Source organism: Microbacterium sp. SORGH_AS_0428 (assembly GCF_031453615.1).
Taxonomy (GTDB): Bacteria; Actinomycetota; Actinomycetes; order Actinomycetales; family Microbacteriaceae; genus Microbacterium.
Map to the genome: position 1 here is coordinate 2,660,863 of NZ_JAVIZT010000001.1, position 20,002 is coordinate 2,680,864.

General features: G+C 70.0%; 23 protein-coding genes. 12 read left to right on the forward strand and 11 right to left on the reverse strand.

From position 1 onward, the window contains the following. Positions 1-42: 42 nt before the first annotated feature. Entirely contained in the window at positions 43-1,074 is a 1,032-nt protein-coding gene (locus QE374_RS12920; RefSeq protein ID WP_309735477.1) for a LacI family DNA-binding transcriptional regulator, read from the reverse strand. 281 nt (positions 1,075-1,355) lie between these two features. Between QE374_RS12920 and QE374_RS12925 the strand changes: the two genes are divergently transcribed. The 4 genes from QE374_RS12925 to QE374_RS12940 all read left to right on the forward strand — a co-directional run bounded on the left by QE374_RS12925 (position 1,356) and on the right by QE374_RS12940 (position 7,637). Continuing rightward, entirely contained in the window at positions 1,356-2,687 is a 1,332-nt protein-coding gene (locus QE374_RS12925; protein ID WP_309735479.1) for an ABC transporter substrate-binding protein, read from the forward strand. A 91-nt stretch (positions 2,688-2,778) separates the two neighbouring features. After that, a complete protein-coding gene (locus QE374_RS12930) occupies positions 2,779-4,113 on the forward strand; it encodes a sugar ABC transporter permease (protein ID WP_309735481.1) in 1,335 nt (444 codons plus the stop codon). Next, entirely contained in the window at positions 4,110-5,084 is a 975-nt protein-coding gene (locus QE374_RS12935; protein ID WP_309735483.1) for a carbohydrate ABC transporter permease, read from the forward strand. Before QE374_RS12930 ends, QE374_RS12935 begins: the two co-directional genes overlap by 4 nt. An 87-nt stretch (positions 5,085-5,171) precedes the next feature. Then, positions 5,172-7,637: an HAD-IC family P-type ATPase gene (locus QE374_RS12940; protein WP_309735484.1), complete on the forward strand. Its 2,466-nt coding sequence runs from the start codon at positions 5,172-5,174 to the stop codon at positions 7,635-7,637. On the opposite strand, the gene QE374_RS12945 is transcribed toward QE374_RS12940, so the two are convergent. Genes QE374_RS12945 through QE374_RS12955 form a run of 3 tightly spaced genes read right to left on the reverse strand, consistent with a single transcriptional unit; the run spans position 7,592 to position 9,402 of the window. Continuing rightward, the gene (locus QE374_RS12945; RefSeq protein WP_309735486.1) at positions 7,592-8,014 is read right to left on the reverse strand and encodes a hypothetical protein; all 423 of its coding nucleotides are present in this window, start codon (positions 8,012-8,014) and stop codon (positions 7,592-7,594) included. The two genes, QE374_RS12940 and QE374_RS12945, sit on opposite strands and share 46 nt — an antisense overlap. Positions 8,015-8,039: 25 nt before the next feature. Continuing rightward, positions 8,040-8,693 (reverse strand): DUF305 domain-containing protein, encoded by a 654-nt coding sequence (locus QE374_RS12950; RefSeq protein WP_309735487.1) that lies wholly within the window; start codon positions 8,691-8,693, stop codon positions 8,040-8,042. 4 nt (positions 8,694-8,697) lie between these two features. Continuing rightward, entirely contained in the window at positions 8,698-9,402 is a 705-nt protein-coding gene (locus tag QE374_RS12955; protein ID WP_309735488.1) for a DUF3105 domain-containing protein, read from the reverse strand. Positions 9,403-9,755: 353 nt separating this feature from the next. Here QE374_RS12955 and QE374_RS12960 point away from each other — a divergent pair, with 353 nt between their 5' ends. The 5 genes from QE374_RS12960 (at position 9,756) to QE374_RS12980 (ending at position 14,166) form a co-directional block, all read left to right on the forward strand. After that, the gene (locus tag QE374_RS12960) at positions 9,756-10,964 is read left to right on the forward strand and encodes a multidrug effflux MFS transporter (protein WP_309736704.1); all 1,209 of its coding nucleotides are present in this window, start codon (positions 9,756-9,758) and stop codon (positions 10,962-10,964) included. 54 nt (positions 10,965-11,018) lie between these two features. Then, positions 11,019-11,645, forward strand: a complete 627-nt coding sequence (locus QE374_RS12965) for a phosphatase PAP2 family protein (RefSeq protein ID WP_309735490.1) — start codon at positions 11,019-11,021, stop codon at positions 11,643-11,645. A gap of 67 nt (positions 11,646-11,712) precedes the next feature. Then, positions 11,713-13,245, forward strand: coding sequence for an SDR family oxidoreductase (locus tag QE374_RS12970; protein WP_309735492.1), 1,533 nt, complete (start codon positions 11,713-11,715; stop codon positions 13,243-13,245). A 22-nt stretch (positions 13,246-13,267) separates the two neighbouring features. Beyond that, positions 13,268-13,741, forward strand: coding sequence for a MogA/MoaB family molybdenum cofactor biosynthesis protein (locus QE374_RS12975; protein ID WP_309735494.1), 474 nt, complete (start codon positions 13,268-13,270; stop codon positions 13,739-13,741). After that, a complete protein-coding gene (locus tag QE374_RS12980; protein WP_309736706.1) occupies positions 13,738-14,166 on the forward strand; it encodes a molybdenum cofactor biosynthesis protein MoaE in 429 nt (142 codons plus the stop codon). The genes QE374_RS12975 and QE374_RS12980 overlap by 4 nt, the downstream gene beginning before the upstream one ends. Positions 14,167-14,168: 2 nt before the next feature. On the opposite strand, the gene QE374_RS12985 is transcribed toward QE374_RS12980, so the two are convergent. From QE374_RS12985 to QE374_RS13015, 7 genes are all read right to left on the reverse strand, one after another. Beyond that, positions 14,169-14,402 carry a MoaD/ThiS family protein gene (locus QE374_RS12985; protein ID WP_309735496.1) on the reverse strand — a complete coding sequence of 78 codons (234 nt, stop codon included), beginning with the start codon at positions 14,400-14,402 and terminating at the stop codon, positions 14,169-14,171. Next, on the reverse strand, positions 14,402-14,662 hold the full coding sequence (locus QE374_RS12990; RefSeq protein ID WP_309735498.1) for a DUF6457 domain-containing protein: 261 nt from the start codon (positions 14,660-14,662) through the stop codon (positions 14,402-14,404). The genes QE374_RS12985 and QE374_RS12990 overlap by 1 nt, the downstream gene beginning before the upstream one ends. Further along, entirely contained in the window at positions 14,659-15,273 is a 615-nt protein-coding gene (locus tag QE374_RS12995) for an NTP transferase domain-containing protein (protein ID WP_309735500.1), read from the reverse strand. The genes QE374_RS12990 and QE374_RS12995 overlap by 4 nt, the downstream gene beginning before the upstream one ends. Continuing rightward, a complete protein-coding gene (gene moaC / locus QE374_RS13000; RefSeq protein WP_309735502.1) occupies positions 15,270-15,746 on the reverse strand; it encodes a cyclic pyranopterin monophosphate synthase MoaC in 477 nt (158 codons plus the stop codon). Before moaC ends, QE374_RS12995 begins: the two co-directional genes overlap by 4 nt. Continuing rightward, positions 15,743-16,978, reverse strand: a complete 1,236-nt coding sequence (glp, locus tag QE374_RS13005; RefSeq protein WP_309735504.1) for a gephyrin-like molybdotransferase Glp — start codon at positions 16,976-16,978, stop codon at positions 15,743-15,745. Before glp ends, moaC begins: the two co-directional genes overlap by 4 nt. After that, positions 16,975-18,066, reverse strand: coding sequence for a ThiF family adenylyltransferase (locus QE374_RS13010; RefSeq protein WP_309735506.1), 1,092 nt, complete (start codon positions 18,064-18,066; stop codon positions 16,975-16,977). Before QE374_RS13010 ends, glp begins: the two co-directional genes overlap by 4 nt. 71 nt (positions 18,067-18,137) lie before the next feature. Then, positions 18,138-18,575, reverse strand: a complete 438-nt coding sequence (locus QE374_RS13015) for a hypothetical protein (protein ID WP_309735508.1) — start codon at positions 18,573-18,575, stop codon at positions 18,138-18,140. A 68-nt stretch (positions 18,576-18,643) separates the two neighbouring features. Between QE374_RS13015 and QE374_RS13020 the strand changes: the two genes are divergently transcribed. The 3 genes from QE374_RS13020 to QE374_RS13030 all read left to right on the forward strand — a co-directional run bounded on the left by QE374_RS13020 (position 18,644) and on the right by QE374_RS13030 (position 20,002). Further along, positions 18,644-19,081, forward strand: a complete 438-nt coding sequence (locus QE374_RS13020; protein WP_309735510.1) for a MerR family transcriptional regulator — start codon at positions 18,644-18,646, stop codon at positions 19,079-19,081. After that, complete coding sequence (locus QE374_RS13025; protein WP_309735512.1) at positions 19,020-19,496, forward strand: VOC family protein; 477 nt, start codon at positions 19,020-19,022, stop codon at positions 19,494-19,496. The genes QE374_RS13020 and QE374_RS13025 overlap by 62 nt, the downstream gene beginning before the upstream one ends. A gap of 113 nt (positions 19,497-19,609) precedes the next feature. Continuing rightward, positions 19,610-20,002, forward strand: a complete 393-nt coding sequence (locus tag QE374_RS13030; RefSeq protein ID WP_309735514.1) for a TOBE domain-containing protein — start codon at positions 19,610-19,612, stop codon at positions 20,000-20,002.

Below are 20,002 nucleotides of genomic sequence, written 5' to 3' on the forward strand. Positions count from 1 at the left end.
GATGACGCGAGGGCGTCGGCGCTTCGGCGCCGGCGCCCTCGTTCACACCGTGGCGTCGGCCGTGGCGCGATCCGAGCGCAGCGGGCCGGTGGAGCTGCGCACGATCAGTCGCGGCTTGAGGCGCTGGATGACGGGGGCGAGCGTCGGGTCCTGGATCTGCCTCATGAGCAGTTCGACGGCCGCGGCGCCCTGCTCCCGCGGCACTTGGCGGAACGTGGTCAGCGCGAACATCTCGGCGAACTCGTGGTCGTCGATGCCGATGACGCTCAGCGCCGCCGGAACGTGCAGGCCGAGACGTCTGGCCGCGATGATGGCGCCGATGGCGACCTCGTCGCAGGCGGCGACGATCGCGGTGGGACGCGTGCGCGCGTCGCTGAGCAGCTCGACGGCGGCGTCGTAGCCGGCGGGCAGTGTCAGCTCCGACTCGGTGTGGGTCGCTTCTTCCGCCAGACCCGCATCCGCCATGGACTGCATGTAGCCGTCGAGTCGCGACGACTCCACGTGCGGCCAGCGGGTGCGCGAGCCCGCACCCAGGAAGGCGATGCGGCGGTGCCCGAGCTCGATCAGATGCTCGGTGGCGCGCCGGGCGGTCAGCGCATCGTCGAGGGTCACGACGCTGGTGCGCTCGTGGTTGCCGACGACGCTCACGACGGGCTTGCCGAGGGCGAGCATGCTGTCCAGCTCGTCCTCCTCGGGCTCCAGCCCGACCGCGATCAGGCCGTCGAACCGCTTGCGCGTGAGGAAGCTCTCGAAGATGCGCTCGCGGGTGTCGCTGCCCGGTTTGGCGTCGTAGAGCGTCAGATCCAGCCCTCTCTCGAGAAGCGCGGCCTGGATGCCCTCCAGCACCTCGGCGAAGAACCACCGGTTGACGTAGGGCATGACCACGCCGATGTTCTGGGTGCGCCCGGTCGACAGGCTCTGTGCGTTGGTCGACGGGACGTAGCCCAGCATCTCTGCCGCGCGAGTGACCCGGTCTCGCGTCTGCTGAGAGACGTAGCCGGAACCGCTGAGCGCGCGTGACGCCGTGGACTTGGAGACACCGGCCTGACGCGCGACGTCGGCAATTCCGCTCATGAGAGCCGCCCTCTTCCTCGACGGGTGATGTGGGGACGTTCCACATGGTAGGCGAAATCCCCGCCGATAGGGAACCGGTTCCACATGGGACAGACGCAGCGGGAGCGCTCCCATCGCCCCGCTCGGCCTCTTCGGGAGCGCTCCCATAGCAGGTTATCGAGTTGTGATCGTTCGCTGTTGTGTCGGATGCGGGATTGGATTACGGTGGCGTGGAATCGGTTCCTGAGTGAAGCCGATACGCGGGGCAAGATGCTCCTGCGTGCTCAAAGAGGAGGAATCACATGACCAGGTCACAGCGACGTCGGGTGCTTGTCCCGATGGCTCTGTTGGGAGTCGCCGGCCTTGCGCTCGCAGGCTGTGCCGAGACCAGTTCGTCCCAGGGTGGCGGCTCGGTCGAGGGCGCGACGGTCCAGATCGCCGGCGGTATCACCGGTGGGGAGGCGGACGCGCTCAACAAGTCCTTCGAGCAGTTCACCGCCGACACCGGCATCAAGGTCGTCTACACGGGTGACAAGAGCTTCGAGGGCAACATCGTCACGAAGGTGACGGGTGGCTCGGCCCCCGACATCGCGATCGTCCCGCAGCCGGGTCTGCTCAAGTCGCTCATCGACACGGGCGAGGTCAAGGAGGGCTCCGACGCGGTCTCCAAGAACGTCGACGAGTACTGGTCCGCGGACTGGAAGAACTACGGCTCGGCCGACGGCACCTTCTACGCCGCGCCGATGCTCGCGAATGTCAAGGGCTACGTCTGGTACTCGCCCGCGAGCTTCAAGGAGTGGGGTGTCGAGGTCCCCAAGACGTGGGACGACCTGCTGACGCTCACCCAGACGATCCGCGACAAGACGGGCGCCGCACCGTGGTGCGCGGGCTTCGCCTCCGACGCCGCATCCGGCTGGCCGGGTACGGACTGGATCGAGGACCTCGTGCTGCGCCAGTCGGGTGCCGACGTCTACGACCAGTGGGTCGCGAACGAAGTGAAGTTCACCGACCCGCAGATCAAGGAGGCCTTCGAGGCCGTCGGCAAGATCCTCCTGAATCCCGACTACGTCAACGCGGGCTACGGAGATGTCAAGAGCATCAACTCCACCGCCTTCGGCGATGTCGCGGCCGCTGTCGCCGACGGTCGCTGCGCGATGACGCACCAGGCGTCGTTCCTGTCGGCGAACTTCCTCGAGGCCAAGACCGCCTCGGGCGCCACCCCGACGGTCGCCCCCGACGGTGACGTCTACGCGTTCCTGCTGCCCGGCATCACCGCCGAGGGTGAGCAGAACGTCGAGGCCGGTGGCGAGTTCGTCGCCGCGTTCAGCGACGACGAGGCCGTGCAGAAGGTCGTGGAGTACATGTCGACTCCCGAGTTCGCGAACGCTCGCGTCAAGCTGGGCGGCGTGATCTCCGCCAACAAGGGCGCCGACCCGTCGCTGGCTTCCAGCGAGTTCCTGACGGACGCGATGAAGACGCTGCAGGACCAGTCCACCGTCGTCCGCTTCGACGCCTCCGACCTGATGCCGGCCACGGTGGGCAACGGATCGTTCTGGAAGGGCATGGTCAACTGGATCGACGGCCGTCCGCTCGACCAGGTGCTCAGCGACATCCAGGCGGGATACGACAACTAATCCCGTCGGCTCGCTCGCGACCGCGGGGTCGCTCGGCACTTCTGCCGGGCGGCCCCGCCCGCGGGCGGCCGCCCGGACGACAAGGACCCAGATGTCCCAGACGAAAACGACGGAGCCGCTCGTCTTCCATGACGAGCTCCAGCCTCCGAAATCGCCCCGCGCGCGCAGGATCGCGACGATCATCGCCATCGCCGCCGCGGCTCTCGCCGTCGTGGCGGCCCTTCTCCTATGGCTGAGCCCGCAGGTCGACGACGCACCGCCGACCTCGCTCGGCTTCTCCCTCAACAGCTTCTTCGTCTGGCTCGGTGGCCTGAACCCCATCGTGCAGATCCCGATCGTCCTGATCGTGTTCGGCGCCGTGGTCGGACTCGTCCTGCTGCTCATCGAGTTCGCGCCTCGGCGCGGTCGCGGCTACATGTGGCTGCGCGTCGTCGCGTGCTTCGCGATTCCGCTGCTCGCCTTCATGCTGCTGCGTCCGTACCAGAACGCGCTCGTCTACGTGCTCGCCATCGCGCTGGGCGTGGGTGCTCTGCTCTTCTTCGCCGACTATCGTTCCCGCGAAGGAGCGGGATACGTGTTCCAGCTCGTCGTGTTCCTCGCGCCGGCGATGCTGCTGCTTCTGCTCGGCCTCATCTACCCGGCGATCTCGACCTTCTTCCAGTCGTTCTTCGACAAGACGGGCGACAACTTCGTCGGTCTCGAGAACTACATCTGGACCTTCACGAACCCCGAGGGCTTCTGGTCGGTCATCAACACGATCATCTGGGCGTTGTTCGCGCCGACGCTGTCGACCATCATCGGCCTCGCCTACGCCGCCTTCATCGACCGCGCCCGCGGCGAGAAGATCCTGAAGGTGCTCGTGTTCATGCCGGTCGCGATCTCGTTCGTCGGCGCCGGCATCATCTGGAAGTTCGTGTACGACTACCGGCAGGGCGAGCAGATCGGTCTGCTGAACGCGATCGTCACCATGTTCGGCGGCGACCCGGTCGGCTGGCTCGATGCGCAGCCGCTCATCAACACCTTCGCCCTGCTGGCCGTGTTCGTGTGGACGCAGACCGGCTTCGCGATGGTCATCCTCTCGGCGGCGATCAAGGCGATCCCGACCGAGCAGCTGGAGGCCGCGCAGCTCGACGGCGCGTCGGCCTGGCAGCGGTTCACGAACGTGACCGTTCCCGGCATCCGCTCCTCGCTGATCGTCGTGCTCACGACCATCACGATCGCCTCGCTGAAGGTGTACGACATCGTCGCCGTCATGACAGGCGGCCGGTCGAACACCTCGGTGCTGGGCTTCGAGATGGTCAATCAGCAGCAGCGGTTCCAGAGCTACGGGCACTCCTCGGCGCTGGCCGTCGTGCTCTTCCTGTTCGTGCTGCCGCTGATCATCTACAACGCGCGTCAGATGCGCAAGCAGAAGGAGATCCGATGAGCGCCGCCGCCCCGACCACGCCGGCGTTCGACGCCAAGACTGCGCGCAAGGTCGCGCGCGACACGCGCCGCAACGAGAAGACGGCGCAGAAGCGGATGACGTCGAAGACGGCCACGTTGATCGCGATCATCATCGCGATCTTCTGGACCATCCCGACCTTCAGCCTCTTCGTCACCTCGTTCCGCCCCGGTGCCGACTCCCAGACGAGCGGATGGTGGACGGTCTTCGTCGACCCCGCCTTCACGCTCGACAACTACTTCGACGCGCTCACCTCCGGTGGCACCGCGTTGACACTGGGGGAGTCGTTCCTCAACTCGCTCGCCATCGCCATCCCCGCCACCGCCATCCCGATCGCGCTGGCATCGCTGGCGGCGTACGCGTTCGCCTGGATCGACTTCAAGGGCAAGAACGGCCTGTTCATCTTCGTGTTCGCGCTGCAGATCGTGCCGATCCAGATGGCTCTCGTGCCGCTGCTCAGCCTGTTCTCGCGCGGCCTCGAGATCAACGGTGTCCCGGTCTTCCCCGGCTTCGAGCTGCGCGGGGTGGAGCACAGCTTCGCGACGGTGTGGATCGCGCACGCGATCTTCGCCATGCCGCTGGCGATCTTCCTCCTGCACAACTTCATCTCGGAGATCCCGAGTGAGGTCATCGAGGCGGCACGCGTCGACGGCGCCGGTCATGGGCAGATCTTCTTCCGGATGATCCTGCCCCTGGCGATGCCGGCGATCGCGTCGTTCGCGATCTTCCAGTTCCTGTGGGTGTGGAACGACCTGCTGGTGGCCACGATCTTCGCGCCGAGCTCATCGCTGCCGTTGACGCAGACGTTGAACTCGCTGTCCGGATCGTGGGGCGACCGCTGGTATCTCCAGTCGGCGGGCACGTTCATCTCGATCATCGTTCCGTTGATCGTGTTCTTCGCCCTCCAGCGGTTCTTCGTGCGCGGCCTGCTGGCCGGCGCGACGAAGGGCTGACGCCCCGCGCGACGCAGATCAGGGGGCCGCATCCGACAGGGTGCGGCCCCCTGATGCGTTCACGCGGCAGGCGGATAGGGTGAGCGCATGCACCAGGGGGCGGGCCCATCCGAGCAGGCACTGTCGATCGCCGATCCGTACACGGGCCTCGACGCGGACGAGGCTGCCCGACGTCTCGCCGCGGGGCTGGGCAACGCGGTCGAGGCCGACACATCGCGCAGCGTGTGGAACATCGTGCGCGCCAACGTGTTCACCCTGTTCAACGGCATCGTCGGAGCATGCTTCCTCGTGCTGCTGCTGGTCGGCCGGTGGCAGGACGCCCTGTTCGGCCTGGCTGCCTTCGCCAACGCGATCATCGGCACGGTGCAGGAATTCCGTGCCAAGCTCGCCCTCGACCGTCTCGCCCTGCTGAACGCGCCCCGCGCCCGCGTGCGACGCGAGGGGCGCGAGGTGGAGATCGCGCCCGCGGAGGTCGTGCTCGGCGACGTGCTCGTGCTGCGGGCGGGCGATCAGATCGCTGCAGACGCGGTGCTGCTGCGAGCCGTGGCGCTGCAGGTCGACGAGTCGATGCTCACCGGCGAATCGGATGCGGTCGACAAACGCCCCGGGGACGAGGTGCTCTCGGGGTCGATCGTCGTCGGCGGCGAGGGCGACGCGCGGGTCGACAAGGTCGGCGCGGACTCCTACGCGAATCGCTTCCAGTCCGAGGCCAAGCGCTTCTCGATGGTGCGCAGCGAGCTGCGCACCAGCATCGACCGCGTGCTCAGGTGGGTGAGCTGGGGGATCGGACCGATCGGACTGCTCGTGCTCAACGCGCAGGTCATGGTCGCCGGCGGCTGGGGGGTGATCTTCTCCGAGGGACGCTGGGAGCAGGCGGTGGTCAACACCATCGCCTCGCTCACGGCGATGATCCCGCTGGGTCTGGTGCTCATGACCTCGATCGCGTTCGCGGTCGGGGCGGCGAAGCTCGCCGCCAAGCAGGTGCTCGTCAACGAGCTGCCGGCCGTCGAGGGACTCGCGAGGGTCGACGTCATCTGCCTCGACAAGACGGGCACCCTGACCGAGGGTGAGATCACCTTCGACGCCGCGCATCCCCTGCCGGACGCGGCGGAAGGCTGGGAGGGCGCGCTCGCGTGGTACGGCGCGGCTCCCGATGCCAACGCGACGGCGCGGTGTCTGCGGGAGCCCTATCCGAACCCTCCCGATACCCCTCCGACCGCGCGGATCGGATTCTCCTCCGCCCGCAAGTGGAGCGCGGTCTCGCTGGCGGGGGCGACGTGGGTGCTGGGCGCTCCCGAGATGGTGTTCCCGGAGGAGGCGACCGATGCCGCATCCGTCCTCGGCGCACTCGTGACCGGACTCGCCTCGCGGGGCCTGCGCACGCTCGTGCTGGCGCAGGCGCCTGTCGCGCTCGACGACCGAGACGTGGCGGAGGAGCGTCTTCCTGTTGCGCTCCGCCCCGCCGCGGTCGTCACGTTCCGCGAGCGCGTGCGCGCGGATGCCGCGCAGACCCTCTCGTACTTCCACGCACAGGGGGTCGGGGTGCGCATCATCTCGGGCGACAACCCGCGCACGGTCGCCGCCATCGCCCGGGATGTGGGCCTGGATGTCGCCGAGGGTTACGACGCGCGGATGCTCCCGGACGACCAGGAGGCGCTGGCCGAGGTCCTCGAGACGCACACCGTGTTCGGGCGGGTCACCCCCGAGCAGAAGAAGGCGATGGTGCTCGCCCTGCAGAGCCGCGGACACACCGTCGCGATGACGGGAGACGGCGTCAACGACGCGCTGGCCATCAAGACCGCCGACATGGGGATCGCCATGAACTCGGGTGCCGCCGCGACGAAGGCCGTCGCGCGGCTCGTGCTGCTGGATGGCAGGTTCTCGCACCTGCCGGATGTCGTCGCCGAGGGGCGTCAGGTCATCGCGAACATCGAGCGCGTCTCGATGCTGTTCCTCACCAAGACCGCCTACGCGACGGCGTTGGCCATCCTGTTCGGCACGCTCGTCCTGTCGTTCCCGTTCCTGCCGCGCCAGCTGTCCATCACCGACGGGCTGACCATCGGCATCCCCGCGTTCTTCCTCGCGCTCATGCCGAACGCCCGGCGCTACATCCCGGGCTTCCTGCCGCGCTCACTGGCCTTCGCCGTGCCGTCCGGACTCATCGTGGCGCTCACGCTCACCGGATACGCGCTCGTCGCGCGGTCGATCGGCGTCGGAGAGGACCAGCTGCGTACGGGCTCGACGATCATCCTGGCCGTCGTCGGCATCTGGATCCTGTCGATCCTGTCGCGACCGCTCAACCGCTTCAAGGTGATCGTGATCGGTGTCATGTTCCTCGCGCTGATCACGCTGTTCACGGTGCCGTTGTCGATCGAGTTCTTCCAGCTGGTCGATCCCGGTCGCGAGGGAGCGTACGCCCTGACCCTGTTCGTGATCGGCGCCATCGGTGCGATCGAGATCGTGCGCCTGTTCCACGTGCGGTTCGTGCGCGCCTCGCTCGCGCGTTCTCAGGGGGCGAAGGGGTCCGGCGCCGCGTCCCGCGAGCGGAAGTAGCGCGAGCCCAGCGGCGTCCACAGGACGACCAAGAGGGCGATCTGCAGGGCGACCTGCACGAAGAGCAGGCCGTCCCAGGTGTCGCTGGTGACGATGGTGATCACGTGCAGCGTGAGCTGGATGGCGATGTAGACGGTCACGAGCAGCCGGGAGAGCCGGCTGCCCCGTGCGACTCCGGAGGCGACGGCGAGCGTCAGGAGCCCGAACAGGATGATGCCCGCGCCGATGAGCGAGACGGTCAGCACGTCATCGGCGGCGACGTCGTAGCGGCTCAGCATCACGAGGATGCCGAGCACCACGTTGTATGCCCCGGTGAGGGAGACCAGCACGACCGCGAGGGTCACCGCGACGGGGCGCCGGACGTGATGCTGGTTCACGCGACCACCCTAGCGGCCGCCCGCGTCAGCCGGCCGCACAGCCCAGCCGCGCCTGCGAGGCGCGCATCGCGTCGATCTCCGCCGTCTGGTTCGTCTTCATGGTCTCCGCCACCTGGAGAACCCGGGGGATGCTGCCGCGCTCGAGCACGGCCTCGGCCATGGGGATCGCGCCCTCGTGGTGGCGGATCATGAGCGTCAGGAACTGGCAGTCCAGGGCCGTGCCGCTCGCGCTGCGGAGCTCCGCCAGCTCCGCGTCGGTGGCCATGCCCATGGACGCGCGCAGCTCGGCGGGATCGGCGTCGGCTCCGGCGCCGTGCGAGCCGTGTGCATCGGTGTCGCCCATCCAGCTCATCAGGGTGCCCTGCTGCGGCACGCCCCACTGCGTCAGCCACTCGAACATCATCCCGTTCTGAGCGGCCTGACCCGTGGCGATGTCGTAGGAGAGAGCCCTGACGGTGTCGTCCTGCGTTCCCTGATAGGCGATCATCGCCATCTCGACGGCCTGGTCGTGGTGCACCTGCATGTCGCGGGCGAAGCCGATGTCGGCGGCGTTGGGCACGGCCGGGGCGTTGTCGAAGAGCGAGAAGCGCCCGATGGCGAAGCCGACCGCGACCACCGCCAGCGCGACCAGCCCGGCGGCGATCCACCGGCCCGGCCGGCGCTCCGTGCGTTCGGTCATCGGGTCACTGACGGCCGGGGGCGTCGACGCCGCCGCTGCACGCGGCGAGCGGCTCGGGGGCGTTCTGGCTGCGCCAGTACTCGGTGAAGAACTCGGGGATGCGGGTGTCATCCGCGGCGTCCAGCTTCAGCTGCGCATTCCACGCACTCAGCACGATGGGGGAGTCGAGGCCCTCGAACGGCGAAAGCAGCGTGTACGTCTGCGGGAAGTAGCTCTTCAGGGTCGCGAGCTCGTCGTCGCCCACCCTGGCGGGGTCGTACGTGACCCAGATCGCGCCGTGCTCCATGGAGTGCACGGCATTCTCGTTCGGGACGGGCTCGGTGTAGATGCCGCAGTTGAGCCAGAACGGGTTGTGCTCCCCGCCGGCCGGCGGGGTCTGCGGGTAGTCGACCGGGCCCTCGACGTGGTTCGTGGTGTTCGAGAACGTCTCGACGCCCTCGATGACCGCGCCCGTCGAGTTCTGCGCCTGATAGGTGACCGGCTTCGGCGTGAAGACGATCGAGGCGACCACGAGCGCGACGACGACGACCGCTGCCCCCGAGCCGACGACCCACCACACGAGCTTGCTGCGCCGGCGCTTGGCCAGCTGGCGCTGGTACTCGGCGAGCTTCTCCTGGCGGCGCTGTTCGCGCTCCTGCTTCTGGGAGCTGGCGATCTTCGCCTGCGTCGCGGGATTGCCGCTCTGGCGCTTGTCGGGCGTCGGGGTCATGTGATGTACGTCCTCGGGTGGGTGCGGGCACGGAAGGGCGGAACACGGGCCATGCTGCCGGCCCGGGGGGATTCTATGCGAACGCATTTTGTGGGGGCTGAGAAGCCGCTCGAGCCGGTGTCGGAGGAGCTCGGATAGAATCGCTGTGCCGCTCGAATCGTTTCGACTGCGGCCCGCCGATCGGCGCCCCTCTCTCTCGAACTGGTACCCCTGTGTCTGACGCCCCCGCTCCCGACCGCCACGAGACCACCGCCACCGGTTCGGTGCGCGTACCCCGCCCGGCCACGGGCGCCATCCGCACGCTCGGCTCGAACCCGGCGACCGCCCCCATCGTGCTGCACCCCGGCGACGCCATGCCGACGTGGCGTCGCGTGCTGTACATCGTGCTGCTGGGCGCGCTCACCGCGCTCGGGCCGTTCACGATCGACCTGTACCTGCCGGCGTTTCCCATCCTCGAAGCGGACTTCGACACGACGGCGGCGATGATCCAGTTGACCCTGACGGGAACGACCATCGGATTCGCGCTGGGCCAGCTCGTGGTCGGACCCCTGAGCGACAAGCTGGGGCGCCGTGTCCCGCTGCTGATCGTGACCGGCCTGCACATCGTGGCGAGTGCGGCTGCCGCCTTCGCGCCGGATCTGGTGAGCCTGGGTGTGACCCGCGTGCTCATGGGCGCGGGCGCCGCGGCCGGCGGTGTCGTCGCGGCCGCGATCGTACGCGACCTGTTCGGCGGACGTCGGCTCGTGGTCATGCTCTCGCGTCTTGCCCTCGTCTCCGGGGTGGCACCGGTGCTGGCGCCGCTCGTCGGCTCCTGGCTGCTGCAGGTCATGCCGTGGCGCGGGATCTTCGTCGTGCTCGCCGTCTACGGCGTCGTCATGCTGGTGTCCGCGCTCATCTTCATCCCCGAGACCCTCCCGCGCGCTCGCCGCCAGGAGCGGGGCTCGACGACGATCTGGCAGCGCTATCGGAGCGTCTTCAGCGACCGCGTCTTCGTGGGCGTGCTGATCATCGGCGGCATGACCTTCAGCGGGCTGTTCTCCTACCTGTCGGCGTCCTCGTTCCTCTTCCAGCAGAGTTACGGCTTCGACGCGCAGCAGTACGGCCTCCTGTTCGCCGCCAACTCGGTCGGCCTCGTGATCGGCGTGCAGACCGCATCCCGGCTCGCCGCCCGGTTCGGGCCGCAGTGGGTGCTGGCGTTCTCGACCGCGGCTCTGGTGCTGACCGGCGCCGCCATCATCGTCGGCGATCAACTGCACCTGGGCGTGTGGGGCACCGTCGTGCCGCTGTTCCTGTTCATGACCACGTGCGGTTTCACCTTCCCGTGCGTGCAGGTGCTCGCGCTCGACCGGCACGGCAATGCCGCGGGAACCGCGCAGTCCATCATCGGCGCCACGAACTTCGGTGTCGCGGGCATCATCTCCCCTCTCGTGGGCGGGCTGTCGCACGGGGCGCCCATCTCGCCCACGACCATGGCATCGGTGATGGTGGGTTGCGGCGTGATCGCCGCCCTCTCGCTCTGGTTCATCGTGCGTCCGCGCACGGTCGCCCAGCTCGCGCCCTGATACACCATCGCGATCCACCCGCCGGATCCCGGATGAGCGTGCGAGACTGACGCGATGAGCCACGCCCGCGCCTCCTCTCGCCGCGGCATCCTGTGGCTCGGGGGAGGACTCGTCGCGATCGGGGTGGCGATCGGGGTGTGGATCGTGCTGAGCGGTGACGCGCCGTTCGCCATCGACACGACATGGAACGACCTGCTCGCCGCGATCGCCTCACCGTTTCTGACGCAGCTCTCGCTGTTCCTCAATGTCGCCGGCGGAACGCTCGTCGGCTCGCTCGTCGTTCCCGTCGTCGGCGTGACGATCCTGATGCTGGCGCGACGTCCCTGGTCGGCCGCGACGCTCGTGATCGCCATCGCGGCGAGCGCTCTGGTCGTGCAGATCCTGAAGAACGTGTTCGCGCGGGGGCGCCCCGCCGACATGACGGTGCTGAGCGACTTCGGCTCGTACCCCTCCGGTCACGTGGCGAACGCCGCGACGGTTGCGACCATGCTCGTCGTGCTGCTGCCCCGGGTGTGGACGATCGTCGTCGCCGCCGCCTGGGTGCTGCTCATGGCGTTCAGCCGCACCTACCTGCACGCCCATTGGCTCACGGATGCGATCGGCGGCATCGCCGTCGGCGTCGGTGTCGCGCTGGTGTGCGTCGCGCTCCTCGAGCGCCGCCTCGAACCCGAGCGCCGCTGAGGCGGCGCCTGCGTCCGAGCTGTCAAGAGCCGACCCCCGAGATCGTGGGCGGGCTTACCCTCACAGCATGACGACGCTCTCCTCGCCCACCGGGCACGAGCCCGCCCTGCGCGCACCGCACCGCGAGGACGGCACGACGCCGCTGGTGCTGGTGCTGGGCGCCACGGGATACATCGGCGGGCGGCTCACCCCGCGCCTGCTGGCGGCCGGCTACCGGGTGCGCGTGCTCTCCCGTGACGCCGAGCGCGTGCGAGCCCTGGCGTGGGGAAGCGAGGTGGATATCGTCGAGGGCTCCGTCACCGACCCCGACGCCATGGCGGAGGCCTGCGACGGGGTCGACGTCGTGTACTACCTCGTGCACTCGATGGGGCAGGGCAAGGGGTTCGAAGACACCGACCTCGCCGCCGCGCGCACGGTGGCGGATGCGGCGGCCGCCGCATCCGTCTCACGTCTCGTCTACCTGGGGGCGCTGCATCCCGAGGGTGTTCCGCTGTCGCCGCACCTCGCGAGCCGGGTCGAAGTGGGCGAGGTGTTCCTCGACAGTCCGGTTCCCACCGCCGTGCTGCAGGCGGGCATCGTCATCGGCTCGGGTTCCGCATCCTTCGAGATGATCCGCCACCTCACAGAGGTACTGCCGTACATGCCGGCGCCGAAGTGGGTGCGCAACCGCGTGCAGCCGATCGCGGTGCGTGACGTCCTGTACTACCTGCTGGGGGCGGCACGTCTCGCCCCCGAGGTCGACCGCGCGTTCGACATCGGTGGGCCCGACGCACCTCGCTACGGCCAGATGATGAACGGCTACGCCGTGGAAGCGGGTCTCCCGCAGCGCCCCATCGCCCCGTTGCCGGTGCTGACGCCGGGGCTCGCCTCGCACTGGGTCAACGTCGTCACCCCGGTGCCCCGCTCGATCGCGCGGCCCCTCATCGCCTCGCTGCAGAACGAGTGCGTCATCAAAGACCGTTCGATCGACGAGGTCATCCCGCCGCCGGAGGGCGGGCTGACGTCGTACCGGCGCGCCGTGCAGCTCGCGCTGGGGCGCGTGGATGCCGACGACATCGAGACGAGCTGGCAGGACGCCGAGGTCTCCGGGGTTCCCAGCGACCCGTTGCCGAGCGATCCCGAGTGGGCGGGGCGCACGGTCTACACCGATGCGCGCAGCGCCGTGACGAGCGCGACGCCTGCGGATCTCTGGAGCGTCGTCGCCGGCATCGGGGGCGAGAACGGCTGGTACTCCACGCCGATCCTCTGGGCCGTGCGCGGGTGGATGGACCGCGCGGTGGGCGGGGTGGGCCTGCGACGCGGCCGACGCAGCCGCACCCGCGTCGCCGTCGGGGACGCGATCGACTTCTGGCGGGTCGAGGCGGTGGAGCCCGGGCGGATGCTGCGGCTGCGCGCCGAGATGAAGGTGCCGGGTCTCGCCTGGCTCGAGCTCTCCGTGACGCCCGAGGGCAGCGGTTCGCGGTACGACCAGCGGGCGGTCTTCTTCCCGCGCGGGCTCAGCGGCAGGCTGTACTGGTTCGCCGTCCTGCCGTTCCACGGCTTCGTCTTCCGCGGGATGGCCGAGCACATCATCGCGGCCGCCGAAGCGCGCGAGCTCTGATGCGGGTCGTAGGCTGACCGGTATGCGTCTGGCGGCTGTCATCACCGTGTCCGATCGGTCCGCCGCGGGCGAGCGCGAGGACGCATCCGGACCCGTCGCTGTCGAGCACCTGCAGGCCGCCGGGTGGGAGTGCCCGCCGCCTCGTGTCGTCGCCGACGGGATCGACAGTGTCGAGAGCGCCCTGCGTGCGGCGCTCGCCGACGGAGCCCGACTGATCATCACCTCGGGAGGCACGGGCGTCTCTCCCCGGGACCAGACGCCCGAGGCGAGCGCGCGAGTGATCGAGCGGGAGCTGCCGGGCATCGCGGAGGAGCTGCGCCGCCGCGGCGGCGAGAGCAAGCCTGCGGCGCTGCTCACCCGCGGTCTGGCGGGAACCGCGCGAGGCGCGTTCATCGTCAACCTGCCGGGAAAGCCGGCAGCGGTCGCGGACGGGATGCCGCTGATCCTCGCCGTCGCCGACCACGTCGTCGACCAGCTCGCCGGAGGAGATCACTGATGCCCGTCGTCATCGCCCGCGTGAGCACCGAGCCCCTCGACCTCGACGCGCACCTCGCGGCCGTGGACGACGCCGCATCCGGCGCGCTCACCACGTTCGTGGGTCGCGTGCGCGACAACGACCCCGATGCGCGGACCGCGGTCGTGGCGCTCGAGTACTCGGCCCACCCGGATGCGGAGCAGTTCCTCCGCCGGATCGCCGAGCAGGCCATCGGTGACACCGGCGCGCTCGTGGCCGTCAGTCATCGCATCGGCCGGCTGGAGGTCGGCGACGCGGCGGTGGTGATCGCCGTCGCATCCGGGCACCGCGATGCCGCCTTCACCGTGTGCCGTGAGGTGATCGAGCAGATCAAGCGAGAGCTGCCGGTGTGGAAGCGCCAGGTCGAGTCCGACGGGACGACCGCGTGGAAGGGCCTGGGCGGCTGAGCTCAGCCGCCCGCGAAGGGCGGCAGCACGTCGACCACGGTGTCGGCGTCCAGCGGTGCGTCGTCGTCGCGCCGCGCCCCGGCGACGAGCACGGCGCACCGCGGCAGGATGCCGCCGAGCCCCGGGCGCTCCTCGGCCAGGGCTCGACGGAGCTCTCCAACCGTCGCCTCCGTGCGGTGCTCCTCGGCCCGCCCGGCGAGCTCCTCGGCGGCGGCGAAGTAGCGCACGTGCGCCATCATGCCTCGCGTTCGGTCACGAGACCGGTGATCTCGGCGATCGCGCGGCGCATGTCTTCCGCAGAGCCGCCGGCTCGTCCGGCCGCCAGCCCCGCCGCGAAGGTGCTCACGGGCGCCGCGGGGCGTGCGACACCGCGTGCCACGACGCCCGCCAGATCCAGCACGGCCGAGATCGGCAGGTCCTCGGGCGCGAGTCCCAGACGTTCGGCGATCTGCGCCGCCCACTCGTCGAGAGCCTCCGGCGGAAGGTGCTCGCTCATCTGTCGTCCTCCTTCTCGGCACGGGGCGCGACGGCGCCCGCATCCTGCAGATCCTGCCACGTGTCGATGTCTGCGACGACCTCGTCCGGCGCGCGCACGACCGCGATCGCGAGGTCGGCCATGATCTGGCGCACCGGCTGATCCCTGCCCTCGTCGGCGAGGGATGCGGTTCCGCGCGCCAGGGCGGCGGTGCGGTACAGCCCGGTCAGCCATTGCGGGCGGGAGGAGGCATCGCCGAGGCAGACGCCGTCGGTGTCGACGGGCAGCAGCTCTCTATCCGCCATCAGGCGCGCGACGGCCTCCGCGGGGCGGACGAGATCGACGGCGAGCACGAGGGTCCAGCTCGCGTCTGCCGCTGCGGTCGACATCGCGGCATGCAGCGCCGCCGCCGGGCCGGTGAAGGCCGGATCCTCCCGCACCCATCGCACCTCGCCTGGGGCGGGGTCCACCTCGGGGCCGGCGACGATGACGTCGGCGGCGCCCGCGCCGCGGACGGCGTCGACTGCGCGCTCGAGCAGGGTGGCGCCCTCCAGGCGCACGAGCGCCTTGGGGATCCCGCCCAGGCGTTGGGCGCGACCGCCGGTCAGGATGATCGCCTGCAGGTCGCTCATGCCTCGCCCGGTCGCTGCCAGGTCCCGGACTTGCCGCCCTCCTTGCGCACGATCCGCACGTTCTCGATCGACGGGGACTTGTCGATCGCCTTGACCATGTCGATGACGGCGAGTGCGGCCACGGTCACGGCCGTGAGCGCTTCCATCTCCACGCCGGTGCGGTCGGCCGTGCGCACCGTCGCCTCGACCTCGACGCCCTCGTCGACGACGGCGAGGTCGACGACCGCCCCGTGCACCCCGATCACGTGCGCGAGCGGCAGCAGGTCGGGAGTGCGCTTGGCCGCCTGGATGCCGGCGATCCGGGCGACGGCGAGCACGTCCCCCTTGGGGACCGAGCCGTCTCGCAACGCCGCGACGATGTCGGCGGAGGCGCGGACGAAGCCACGGGCCGTCGCCGAACGGACGGTCGGCTGCTTCGCGGTGACGTCGACCATGCGCGCGTGGCCGGCCGCATCCATGTGGGTGAAGCTCATGAGATCAGCATGACATCGACGAGATCGCCCGCGCGGACCTCATCGACCTCCGCGGGCACGACGGCGTAAGCCTCGGCGCGTGCGAGGCCGCCGGCGAGGTGGGAGCCCGAGCCGCCGGCGGTCGCGGGGCCGACGCGCCAGGCCGCGGCATCGGAACGGTCGATCGCCGCCGGCAGATACTGGCGTCGCCCGGGTGGCGTGCGCCAGCCGGTGGCCGCGGGAAGGCGGATGATGTCGCGGTGCAGCTTCGTGCGACCGAGCATCTGCAGCAGCGCCGGGCGCACGAACACCTCGAACGAGACGGCGGAAGAGACCGGGTTGCCGGGCAGCGCGAACAGCAGCGGGCCCGCAGCGAGCCGCCCGAAACCCTGCGGTTTGCCCGGCTGCATGGCGACCTTGGGGAAGGCGATGTCGCCGCTGAGCGCGTTCTTGACGACCTCGTACGCCCCGGCGCTGACGCCGCCGGAGGTGATCACGACGTCCGCGCCGGCGACGCGTGCATCGTGAAGGACCTCGAGCAGCGACGTGTCCGTGTCGTCGACGTGTGCACGCAGGACGACCTCGGCGCCCGCGGCCGACGCGAGTCCCGCCAGCAGGATGCTGTTCGACTCGGGGATCTGCCCGCGTCGGAGGGGAAGACCAGGAGCGACGAGCTCATCGCCGGTCGACACGACGGCGACACGCGGGACACGTGTCACCTCGATCTCTCCGACACCCGCCGCCGCGATCGCGGCGATCTGGAGCGGACCGAGCAGCGCGCCGGCCCCGATCACGACATCCCCGGCGGAGAGGTCGGCGGCGCGTCGGCGCACGTGCGCACCGGGCGCGGGCGGGGCGATCAGCACGGCGATCTCGCCCAGCGAATCGTCGAGACCGCCCGTAGTGTGCTCGAACGGCACGATGGTGTCGGCGCTGGTGGGCACGGGCGAGCCCGTCATGATGCGCGCGGCTTCGCCAGGGCGCAGGTCGGGGTCGAGAGCGGTGCCTGCGGGCAGGTCGGCGATGACCCGGAGCCGGCTCGGCTCGGCATCCGTCGCCGTTCGGACGTCGGCGAAGCGCACCGCGAAGCCGTCCATCGCAGAGTTCTCGAAGACGGGGATGTCGACGCCGGCGTGCACCGGCGCGGCCGTCGTACGGCCGGCCGCAGCCGACAAGGCGACCCGCTCCGCGGGCAGTGGCGTGGCCTCGGCGAGCACGAGGGCGAGCTGTTCCTCGACGGTGCGGATGCTCATGCGCGGCCTCTGCTCCACGCATCCATGCCGCCGGAGAGCACCACCACGTCGGCTCCCGCCGCAGCGAGGGCGCGGGCGGCGCGGTGCGCCCGCGTCCCGGCCTTGCAGACCACCGCGTAGGGGCCGGTGCCGAGTGCGGCGGGATCCTCGAGGACAGCGGCCAGCGGCACGAGCTGCGCGCCGGGGACCGTGCCGAGCTCGGTCTCCTCCGGTTCGCGCACGTCCAGGACGGCGACACCGGCGACGCGGCGCGCATCGAACTCAGCGATGTCGATCTCGGCGATCTGGGGGAATGGCTCGGGTGCCGGAGGCAGGCTCTGCCCGCTCGCGCGCAGCGGGACCTCCCGGACGCGGGCGGTGAGGGCGTCGACGAGCAGGATGCGGCCCAGCAGCGGCTCTCCGATACCCGTGATGAGCTTGACGGCCTCGATCGCGAGCGCTCCGCCGACCTGTACGCACAGGGCCCCGAGGACCCCGACCTGGGAGCACGACGGTACCTCGCCGACCGTATCCGGCGGGTACAGATCGGCCAGCACGACGGGGGCGACGCCGTCCGGCGGCGCCGACCAGAACACGGTCACCTGGCCCGCGAACTCCTGCACGGTCCCCCACACGAGCGGGATGCCGCGGCGCTCGCACGCAGCGGCGACCGCCGCGCGCGTGGCGAAGGTGTCGCTGCCGTCGATGACCAGGTGCGCGTCGGCGAGCAGCTGGTCCGCGTTCGTGTGGTCGATGCGCGCACGGATGCCGGTGACCACCGTGGCCGAGCCCAGCTCAGCGGCGGCGCGGCGGGCGCTGTCGATCTTCGCGGCGCCCACATCGCCGACGCGGTGCAGCACCTGACGCTGCAGGTTCGTCAGCTCCACCTCGTCGTCGTCGATGACGATGAGCTCGCCCACACCGGCGGCGGCCAGTGCGAGCACGACGGGAGAACCGAGTCCGCCGACGCCGATGACGGCGACACGGCCGGCAGCGAGACGGCGTTGACCGAGCTCACCGAACCCGGCGAGGACGGCATGGCGTGCGGTGCGCGCGCGCTCGGACTCCGACAGCGTGGCAACCGGCTCGACGAGCGCGGGCAGGGGCATGACCCCAGGGTAGTCGCGGCCGGTGGGCGTCGGCCCCGGCGGGCGCCGGCGCCAGGTGCGGCTGCGTGCAGTCAGGACTCGACGGTCACCTTCGCGACGACGTCATGGGAGTCGAAGTGGACGGCCGGCCAGTAGCCGTCCAGGAAGTGCTGTCCGCACGTGTCGTTGAGATGGACCGTGACCGCGGCATCGGGGAAGACCACGATCTGCTCGGCTCTGAGATCGGCGGCGGCCTCGTCGAGCTCGTCCTGCGTCGGGTCTTCGGCGCTGAACTCGACGACCACCGCATCGGTGGCTGCCCGCTCCCACAGCGCGCGACGCGCCAAGAACGCCTCGAGACGCGCCAGAAGCCCGGCGGCGACCCTCTCGTCGCCGGTCTCGAGCGTGAGGTGTGGATCGCCGGCGACCGAGAACCGCTCGAAGACCCTGATCTCGCCGTCGATCGACCTCACGGAATCACGGGAGAAGACACCCCACGGGGACGGGAGGCTCGCTGACTCGTCGGGCATGTGCTCACGATATCGCCGGGTGAGAGCGGGCCGGTGCCGTCCGCGGCGCCGGATGCCAGACTTGCCGGATGCGGATCGGAGAGCTGGCGGCGAGGACGGGTACGTCCGTGAGGGCGCTTCGGTACTACGAGGAGCAGGGCCTGATCGAGCCGCGACGCACCGCCGCCGGCCAGCGTCTCTATCGTTCGTCTGACGAACGCGTGGTCAGCACCATCCGTGAGCTCTTCGACGCGGGGTTCTGCAGTTCTGTGATCGCAACCCTCCTGCCGGCCGTGAGCGCACCGGCCGCGTCCGCGGCAGATCTTGAAGCGGTCTTCGACGCCGCCGAGGCGCGACTCGCGAGCGAGAGGCGGCAGATCGAGCAGGAGATGAGCGCGCTCGCCGAGCTTCGCACGAGATGGGGGCTTGCCCCTCACGTGCACGTCAGGGGCGAGGGTGGGAGCCATGACACATCCCACGGTCCCGAAGCAACTCCGTCTGATCATCGAGACCGACGACTTCGATGAAGCCCTGCGCTTCTACCGCGACATTCTGGGCATGCCGGAGCAGGCGGCGTTCGCGACGGCGGGCGACGACCGGGTCGCGATCCTCCACGCGGGCGTGGCGACCATCGAACTGGCCACCCGCGTTCACGCGAGGAACATCGACGCGGTCGAGGGCATACCGCCGGAGTCGGGTTCGCCGCTTCGGCTGGCGCTCGAAGTCGAGGACACCGTCGCCGCCGTGGCACGGGTCGTCGATGACGGCGTGATCGTTCTCGCTCCGCCCACGCGCACGCCGTTCCGGTCGCTCAATGCACGCGTGCAGGGTCCAGCGGGGTGGCAGCTCACGTTCTTCCAGGAGTTGGAATCGCTCGATCAGCGCCGGATGCGGCCGGGATTCCTGACGGATGGCGAGCGCGACCGGTCACCGGAGCCATGAGATCGCGGCGCGCTGCGGAGAAGCTGGCGCAGTCACCCCAGTGAAGGTGGACTGAGACGCGGATGCGGAGTAATAGGCTCCGATTGTCCGCGAATGCGGCTACTGTTGCGGGCATGCACTCCTTCAAGGTATCCCACGCCGCTCGGCTGCTCGGTGTCAGCGACGACACCGTCCGGCGGTGGATCGACCAGGGCATCCTGCCGACGACCGATGCCACCCCCGTGGAGGTCCCCGGCGACGCGCTCGCCGCGCGAGCGAGCGAGCTCGCTGCCGCATCCGAGGACCCGAGCGACGTTCTCTCGAGTGCGCGCAACCGCTTCGTGGGCCTCGTCACGCGGGTTCAGATCGACGGGGTGATGGCGCAGGTCGACATCCAGGCCGGGCCGCACCGGGTCGTCTCGCTCATGACGGCGGAGTCGGCCCGCGACCTCGCTCTCGAGCCCGGATCCCTCGCCGTCGCCGTCGTCAAGGCCACCACCGTCATCGTCGAGACCCCGAAGGACTGA